Origin of the sequence: Streptomyces sp. NPDC059142 (genome assembly GCF_042755665.1) — a bacterium.
Lineage (GTDB): Bacteria > Actinomycetota > Actinomycetes > Streptomycetales > Streptomycetaceae > Streptomyces.
In genome coordinates this window covers 1-7,304 of the sequence record NZ_JBHZDA010000173.1, presented here as the reverse complement: position 1 = coordinate 7,304, position 7,304 = coordinate 1, and the positions used below count along the sequence as shown (strand labels likewise).

The window sequence follows — 7,304 nt, the reverse complement described above, 5'->3', positions numbered from 1 at the left end:
GGGCGGCCGCGCCCCGGCCCGCGGCGCCGGCCCCGCAGTACCCCCCGGCCGACGTCCACCCCCCGGGGGCCCCCCCCCCCCCGCGGCCCCGCCGCCGTACCCGCGCCGCAGCCGGTGCGGAGACGGCCTCCCCGGAGACCGTGGTGGCGGACGCCGTCGCCGAGGCCCCCGTGGTGGCGGAGCCGGAGGCGGAGGTGGCGACCAAGCCGCGCCGCCGCCGTACCCGCGCCGTGAAGCCGGAGACGGAGGCCCCCGTGGTGGCCGAGGCGGCCGTGGCGGCCCCCGAGGCACCGGCCGCGGAGGCTCCCGCCGAGGAGCCCAAGCCGCGCCGCCGCACCCGCGTCACCAAGGCGAAGGCCGCCGAGGCCCCTGCCGCGGAGACCGCCGAGGCCGTTGTGGTCACCGAGGCCCCGGAGGCCGAGGAGCCCAAGCCCCGGCGCCGTACCCGTGTCGCCAAGCCGAAGGCCGGGACGCCGGAGGACACCGGGACGGCCGAGAAGCCCGAGAAGGCGGTCAAGGCTGTCAAGGCCGTCAAGGCAACGAAGACGGCCAAGGCGAAGGCCCCGGCCGCCGAAGCCGTCGCCGAGGCCCCCGGCCAGGAGGCGGAGGCGGAGCCCAAGCCGCGCCGCCGCCGCGCCCGTACGACCACGGCGAAGACGGCCCCGGCCCAGCCCGACGAGAGCTGAGCCGGACCGCACCCGCCAGGCGCCCCGACCGGCGCCGCCCCGTGTCACCGCCGATGGCCCGACGCCCCGCACCACAGGGGGTGCCGGGCCATCGGCGGTTCCGGGCGCGGCCACGCGTTACGGGGGCGGAACACGGAGCGCGCCCGTACGCGGTTAGCCTCGTCGCATGAGTCGGCCGCCCACCTTCACCCCGCCCCCCTGCGCCCGCGCCCGTACGCTCGCCACCCGGCGTGGACGGTTCGCCGTCCTCGACGCGCGGCCGGCCGGGGAGCCGCACGGAACCGTGCTGATGCTGCCCGGGTTCTCCGGCAGCAAGGAAGACTTCATCGCCCTGCTCGAACCGCTCGCGGAGGCCGGGTACCGTACCGTCGCCGTGGACGGCCGCGGACAGTACGAGACCGACGGTCCCGATACCCAAGAGGCTTACACCCGGGCCGAGTTGGCCGCCGACGTACTGGCGCAGGCGGCGGCGCTCGACACCCCCGTCCATCTGCTCGGGCACTCGCTCGGCGGCCAGATCTCCCGCGCGGCGGTGCTGCTCGACCGGGATCCGTTCCTCTCGCTGACCCTGATGTCCTCGGGCCCCGCCGAGGTCACCCCCGGCCAGCGGGAGCGGATCAAACTGCTCAGCGACACGCTCGCGGTCATGACCATGGCCCAGGTCTGGGACCTGATGCAGACGATGGAGCCCCCGGAGGACGTCTCCACCCCCGGCAACCGCGCCGACCTGCGCGAACGCTGGGTGCGCACCAGCCCCGCGCAGCTCGTCGCGACCGGCGCGCAGCTCAGCGCGGAGCCGGACCGGGTGGCGGAGCTGGCGGGTGTGCAGCGGCTGCCGCTGCATGTGATCTCCGGCGAGCGGGACGATGTGTGGCCGGTGCCGCTGCTGGACACCATGGCGCGGCGGCTGGAGGCCCGCAGGACCGTCATCGGGGGCGCCGAGCACTCCCCCAACACCGACCGGCCGGCGGAGACGGCGGCGGCGCTGGCCGACTTCTGGGACAGCCTCTACTGACGCTCCGCCGGCACCGCCCGCCGGCGCTCTCCGGCGGGCGCTGTCGGCGCAGCGTCAGTACTGGGCCTGGAGGTGCTGCCAGAAGCCGTCCCGCAGCGCCCGGCGGAGCATGGCATGGCCCCGCAGCGACCGCTGGAGCAGCTTCTCCGCCTCGATCAGCAGGTCCTGGTCGACCGGTCCCGGCAGATAGGGATGGCCCGGCAGCAGCTCCGCCAGGGCCTCCCTGCCCCGCTCGGCCAGCCAGGTCGCGGCGATCTGCGCGCCGATGAACCGGACCTGGTCGCGGGAGGGCGGCGGCTCGCCCTCGTGCTCGTACGTGGTGACCGGCCGCCTGGTGACGTACGGCTTGCAGAAGTCCAGGTCGAAGGTGCGCTGGCTGTCGACCTCCCAGAGCAGCGGCTCGGCCTGGTTGCGCCCCTCGCCCGCCTCGATGCCCCAGAGGTGGACCCGGGCGCCGTACCCCTGCGCCGCCTCGACGGCCGAGACCAGGTCCTCGTCGCCGCCGACCAGGGCGGCGTCGCTGATGGCGCGGTGCCGGGCGAGCGATTCGAGGTCGGTGCGGATGAGGGAGTCGACGCCCTTCTGCTGGTTGTTGGCGTTGAGGTTGCCGAGCCGGACCTTGACGTCGGGCAGTTCGGCGATGGACTGCTGTTCGGAGGTGTGGATCCGCCGTCTCGCGCCGTCGTACCAGTAGACGCGGAGCAGTCTGCTGTCCGCGAAGATGATCCGCGCCTTGTCGATGAACGCCTCGATGAGCCCTTCGGCGTCGAGATCGAAGGAGCGCCGGTCCTCGGTACCCGCCACAAGCAACCCGGCCGCAGCGTAGACGTAACCGGCGTCGACGAAGATGGCATGGGTGGAGGGGGTCTTCGCCACCTCGGCGAGCATGCGCTGGAGCAAGGCGTTGGTGCGCTCCAGCCGGGCGCCGATCGCGTCGATCTCTGCGTTGATCTCTGCCTCGTTCATATGCCGTTCGTTCTCCGTGGAGGACACCTTACCCATCGGTAGTTAGCCTCCCAAAAATTTTCTTTAGCGTAGGGAATGTTTGCAGAGGGCAAGCCGTTGAGAGGTATGTACCTGCCCGACATATAACCAACGACGGAGTTGCCCGTCACCCACCAGTTCTCCAGCAGGAGGATCAGACGAAGGGAGAAGCCTTGCGCTTCGAAATCATGCGACTCGACGACGTCGACGGCTCGGCCGTGGACAGCACCGTCGTGGACGCCGCCTCCGTCAACCGGATAGTGCAGCAGGCCGCGGCTATGGGCCAGCGCATCTACATCCGCCCGGCCGAATCCCCGGCCTCGTAACCTTTCCGGCACTCCAGGATTTCACGCGTCCCGTTCACGGGACGCTTTCGCCTGGGACTTTCACGCGAGACTTTCACGCGACGACCTCGCACGACGCACGAAGCGCCCCCGTACGGATCACTCGTACGGGGGCGCTGCCCGTTGCCGGGGCAGGTCTGCGGGGCACCGGGACCTGGCCTCAGGCGGCCCCGACGACCTGGGTGACGCCGTTGATGATCTGCTGCACGGCGATGGCCGAGAGCATCATCCCGGCGAGCCGGGTGACCAGCACCACGCCCCCGTCCCTGATCACCCTGATGATCAGCAGCGAGTAGCGCATCGTCAGCCAGAGCACCACATGCATCGCGACGATCGCCGCCCAGACCGAGAGCTGGCCCGTGGCGCCGTCGGCGTGCTGGACGGCGAGGATGACGGAGACGATCGCGCCGGGCCCGGCGAGCAGCGGCATGCCCAGCGGTACGAGCGCCACGTTGACGTCCTTGGTCTGCTGCGGCTCGTCGGTCTTGCCGGTCAGCAGGTCCAGCGCGATGAGCAGCAGGAGCAGCCCGCCGGCGATCATCAGGGCCGGTACGGAGACATGCAGGTAGTCCAGGATCTGCTGGCCGAGCAGCCCGAAGACGGTGATCACCCCGAAGGCGACGGCCACCGCCTGCCAGGCCATGGCGCGCTGGACCTTGGCGGGGCGTCCGGAGGTCAGGGCGAGGAAGATCGGGGTGATCCCGGGTGGGTCCATGATCACAAAAAAGGTGAGAAAGAGGGATCCGAAGACAGCGAAATCGAACACAGTGAGGCCCTGAAGGAAGAAGAAGCGATGGGGAAGGGAGCGGTGAGGGAGGAAGGAGCGGGGAACGGAGCACGGCGGTGGCGGCCGGTCGCACGGGCGGGGAGGAGAGCGCGGTGGGGAGGAGAGCGGGGTGAGGAGGAGAGCGGGGACCGGAGCCGGGCGGCGGACCCGCCGGTCACCGGGCCCGTCGGTCACGCCGGGGCACGGGAGGCACTCCGGACGCGGAGCGGCGCCGCGCCACGGCGGCGGTACGGCGGAAGCCCTACGCGGGTCCGCCCGTACCCGGCACCGGGAAGGCGCCGGAGGCGCGCCGGGTGATCTCGCCGTAGATCTCCGGGTCGGTGGTACAGGCGCCCAGCTCCACGGTCTTGCGGGTGCCGTGGTAGTCGCTGGAGCCGGTGGTCAACAGTCCGAGTTCGGCGGCGAGTCCGCGCAGCCGGGCGCGGGTCGGCCCGTCGTGGTCCATGTGGTCGACCTCGATGCCGTCGAGCCCGGCGGCGGCGAGCCGCGCGACGGCCGACTCGGGCAGGACCTCGCCGCGCTTGACGGCCTGCGGATGGGCGAAGACGGTGACGCCGCCCGCGGCCTTGACCAGCCGGATCGCGGCGAAGGGGTCGAGTTCGTGCTTCTCGGCGTAGGCGCGTCCGCCGTTCGCCAGCCACTGTGGCGTGAAGGCGTCGGAGACCGTCTCGACGACGCCCAGCTCGACGAGGGCGGTGGCGATGTGGGGCCGGCCCAGGGAGGCGTCGCCGGCGATCCGGGCGACCTGCTCCCAGGTGATCGGAACGCCCATCTCCTGGAGTCTGGCGACCATGGTGCGGGCGCGCGGCACCCGGTCGTCCCGTACCAGCTCGCGCTCGCGCAGGAACGCGGGCTCGTCCGGGTCGAAGAGGTACGCGAGCAGGTGCAGCCCGACACTGTCGAGGCGGCAGGACAGCTCGGCGCCGGTGACCAGGGTGAGCGGCCGGTCGAGCCCGGGGAGCGCGGCGATCGCCTCGGCGTGGCCGCGGGTGGAGTCGTGGTCGGTCAGCGCGACGACGTCGAGTCCGGCGGCCGCGGCGTTGCGGACCAGTTCGGCGGGGGTGTCGGTGCCGTCCGAGGCGGTGGAGTGGGTGTGCAGGTCGATACGCACGACGCGGACTCCGGGGCTCGGGACGGGCAGGGTGTAAGGACCCTGGGGGACGCTCAAGGATAACGGCAGCCGTCCCCGGTCCCGTACGCCCCCCGTACGCCTCTCGTCACACCCCCGCACGCCCCTCGGGTGCCGGTCAGTTGAGCAGCCGGGGCGAGAGCGCGCCGCAGGGCAGCAGCTCCATCTCCGTACCCGCCTCCCGCAGATCGGTCAGGACGAGTTCGTCGTAGAGCAGCAGCCCCGACTGCTCGGGCCAGACGACCGCCCACAGCCAGAGCCCGAGCGCCTCGCCCACGAAGACCGCACGGTCCTGCGGCGCCTGCGGGACGTGCCAGAGCGGGGTGGGCCGGCCGGCGGCCAGGAGTTTGGTCTGCGGTGGCTTGTCGACACTGATCAGCGCCCCGGGGTCGGGCCCCTCGATCCCCGCGTAACGCGCCCCGAGCCCGACGCCCAGCTCCTCGGCGATCAGCAGCAGCTCACCGCTGCCGCCGAGCGGCCCGGGACCCGAGCAGGCCACGACGGTGGCCCGGCCTCCGCTGCGGTCGTCGCCCGCGTACGCCACGCCGGTGAACAGCCAGCCCACGGGCAGCGGCCAGGGCATCCAGACCGGGACCCGCGCACGGTGCACCACGACACCGAGGGCCTCGACGCTGGGCGGTATCACGGGCTGGAGCGGATACACGGTCCCGTGCACATCGCACTGCCAGGAGTCGGCGAAGAGACCGGGCGCCCTGACCCGGCCACCGCACTTCGGGCAACTGGGTTCGCCCCTCATAGCGCCCCACGGTCCTCCGCGTCCGTCGTCGCGTCAAGGACGATCACCCGTCCGGCCCGAGGTGTCACGGAGCGGGGTAGGTGTAGCTTGCAATCTTTAGCTCGGCTAACTTAATATGTGCATACACCACCCATCTATCCGTCCATCCAGCCGGAGAGCGAGGAGACCCCTCATGCGCGCAGAGCCGGGCGAAGCAGACCAGGAAGATCCGTTCGACGAGGGGGCGGCCGGGCTGTTGCACCAGCCCAAGGCCGTCTGGGCCACCGCAGGAGCCTCCGTCGTCGCCTTCATGGGCATCGGGCTCGTCGACCCGATCCTGCCGTCCATCGCCAAGGGACTCGACGCCTCCGCGAGCCAGGTCTCCCTCCTCTTCACCTCCTACTTCCTGATCACCGCCGTCGCGATGCTGCTCACCGGCTGGGTCTCCAGCCGGATCGGCGGACGCAAGACCCTGCTCGTGGGCCTGGCTCTGGTCGTCGTCTTCGCCGGACTCTCCGGTACGTCGTCCTCCGTAGCGGAACTGGTCGGCTTCCGGGCCGGCTGGGGCCTCGGCAACGCCCTCTTCGTCTCGACCGCGCTCGCCGTCATCGTCGGCGCGGCGGCCGGGGGCTCGGCGGCGGCCATCCTGCTGTACGAGTCGGCGCTCGGCCTCGGCATGGCCTGCGGTCCGCTGCTCGGCGCGGTCCTCGGCGACGCGAGCTGGCGCTACCCGTTCTTCGGCACCGCCGCGCTGATGGCGATCGGCTTCGTCTGCATCACGGCGTTCCTGAAGGAGCAGCCCAGGCCCGCGCGGAAGACCTCGCTCCTCGACCCGATCAGGGCGCTCGGCCACGGCGGACTCGCGTCGGCGGCCGCCGCGGCGTTCTTCTACAACTACGCGTTCTTCACGATCCTGGCGTTCACGCCCTTCGTCCTGAACATGTCGCCGTACCGCTCGGGCGCGGTCTTCTTCGCCTGGGGCCTGCTCCTCGCGGTCTTCTCCGTCCTGGTGGCGCCCCGGCTCCAGGCGCGGTTCGGCTCGCTGCGGGTGCTGGGCGGCTCGCTCGTCCTGCTCGCCGCGGACCTGGTGGTGCTCGGATACGGGAACCACACCGCGGCCGTGGTCGGCACGGTGGTCTCCGGCGCCTTCATCGGCCTGAACAACACCGTCTTCACCGAACTGGCGCTGGGCGTCTCGGACGCGCCCCGGCCGGTGGCGAGCGCGGGCTACAACTTCGTCCGCTGGTTCGCCGCGGCGGCGGCGCCCTTCCTCGCGCCGAAGATCGAGGAGTGGAGCGACATCCACGTCCCGTTCCTGGTGGCGGCGGGGGCGGCGGTCGTCGGCGCCGTCGTCGTGGGGGTACGACGCACCGCGCTGAGCCACCGGGCCGAGGAACTGCGCCCCGCGCACGCGGCGGAGGACGGCGTCGGAGTCTTCGCCAACTGACCACGACGACCACCGGAGCGGGGGGGGGGGGGCGGGCCGGCGGCCCCCGGGGCCGCGCCGGGCGGGTGGGGCGCTGGCACCCGGCCGGGCCCGGTTCCCGGCGGGGTACGGCCCCCCCGCGGCCCCCCCCGCGGTCGTCGCCGGGCAAGGTGGCGGCGGGCGGCCGGAAGGAGGAG

7 protein-coding genes and 1 pseudogene are annotated in these 7,304 nt (G+C 72.6%); 4 read left to right on the top strand and 4 right to left on the bottom strand.

What is annotated here, in order from left to right; translation table 11 throughout:
• Positions 1-686, top strand: a pseudogene (locus ACFXPK_RS32090) (ribonuclease E/G); the annotation flags it as partial.
• Positions 687-852: 166 nt separating this feature from the next.
• A complete protein-coding gene (locus ACFXPK_RS32085) occupies positions 853-1,701 on the top strand; it encodes an alpha/beta fold hydrolase (RefSeq protein ID WP_385006595.1) in 849 nt (282 codons plus the stop codon).
• Between the two features lie 54 nt (positions 1,702-1,755).
• Here ACFXPK_RS32085 and ACFXPK_RS32080 read toward each other — a convergent pair whose 3' ends face one another.
• Positions 1,756-2,667, bottom strand: coding sequence for an NYN domain-containing protein (locus tag ACFXPK_RS32080; RefSeq protein WP_385006593.1), 912 nt, complete (start codon positions 2,665-2,667; stop codon positions 1,756-1,758).
• A gap of 191 nt (positions 2,668-2,858) precedes the next feature.
• On the opposite strand from ACFXPK_RS32080, the gene ACFXPK_RS32075 reads away from it, so the two are divergent.
• Positions 2,859-3,011, top strand: a complete 153-nt coding sequence (locus ACFXPK_RS32075) for a hypothetical protein (protein ID WP_181957505.1) — start codon at positions 2,859-2,861, stop codon at positions 3,009-3,011.
• A 178-nt stretch (positions 3,012-3,189) separates the two neighbouring features.
• Here ACFXPK_RS32075 and ACFXPK_RS32070 read toward each other — a convergent pair whose 3' ends face one another.
• The 3 genes from ACFXPK_RS32070 to ACFXPK_RS32060 form a co-directional block, all read right to left on the bottom strand.
• Complete coding sequence (locus tag ACFXPK_RS32070) at positions 3,190-3,795, bottom strand: MarC family protein (protein WP_385080673.1); 606 nt, start codon at positions 3,793-3,795, stop codon at positions 3,190-3,192.
• A gap of 262 nt (positions 3,796-4,057) precedes the next feature.
• On the bottom strand, positions 4,058-4,927 hold the full coding sequence (locus ACFXPK_RS32065) for a PHP domain-containing protein (RefSeq protein ID WP_385080671.1): 870 nt from the start codon (positions 4,925-4,927) through the stop codon (positions 4,058-4,060).
• 136 nt (positions 4,928-5,063) lie between these two features.
• Positions 5,064-5,702: a DUF6758 family protein gene (locus ACFXPK_RS32060; protein WP_385006587.1), complete on the bottom strand. Its 639-nt coding sequence runs from the start codon at positions 5,700-5,702 to the stop codon at positions 5,064-5,066.
• Between the two features lie 172 nt (positions 5,703-5,874).
• On the opposite strand from ACFXPK_RS32060, the gene ACFXPK_RS32055 reads away from it, so the two are divergent.
• On the top strand, positions 5,875-7,128 hold the full coding sequence (locus ACFXPK_RS32055) for an MFS transporter (protein ID WP_385006585.1): 1,254 nt from the start codon (positions 5,875-5,877) through the stop codon (positions 7,126-7,128).
• The last annotated feature ends 176 nt before the right edge of the window (positions 7,129-7,304 follow it).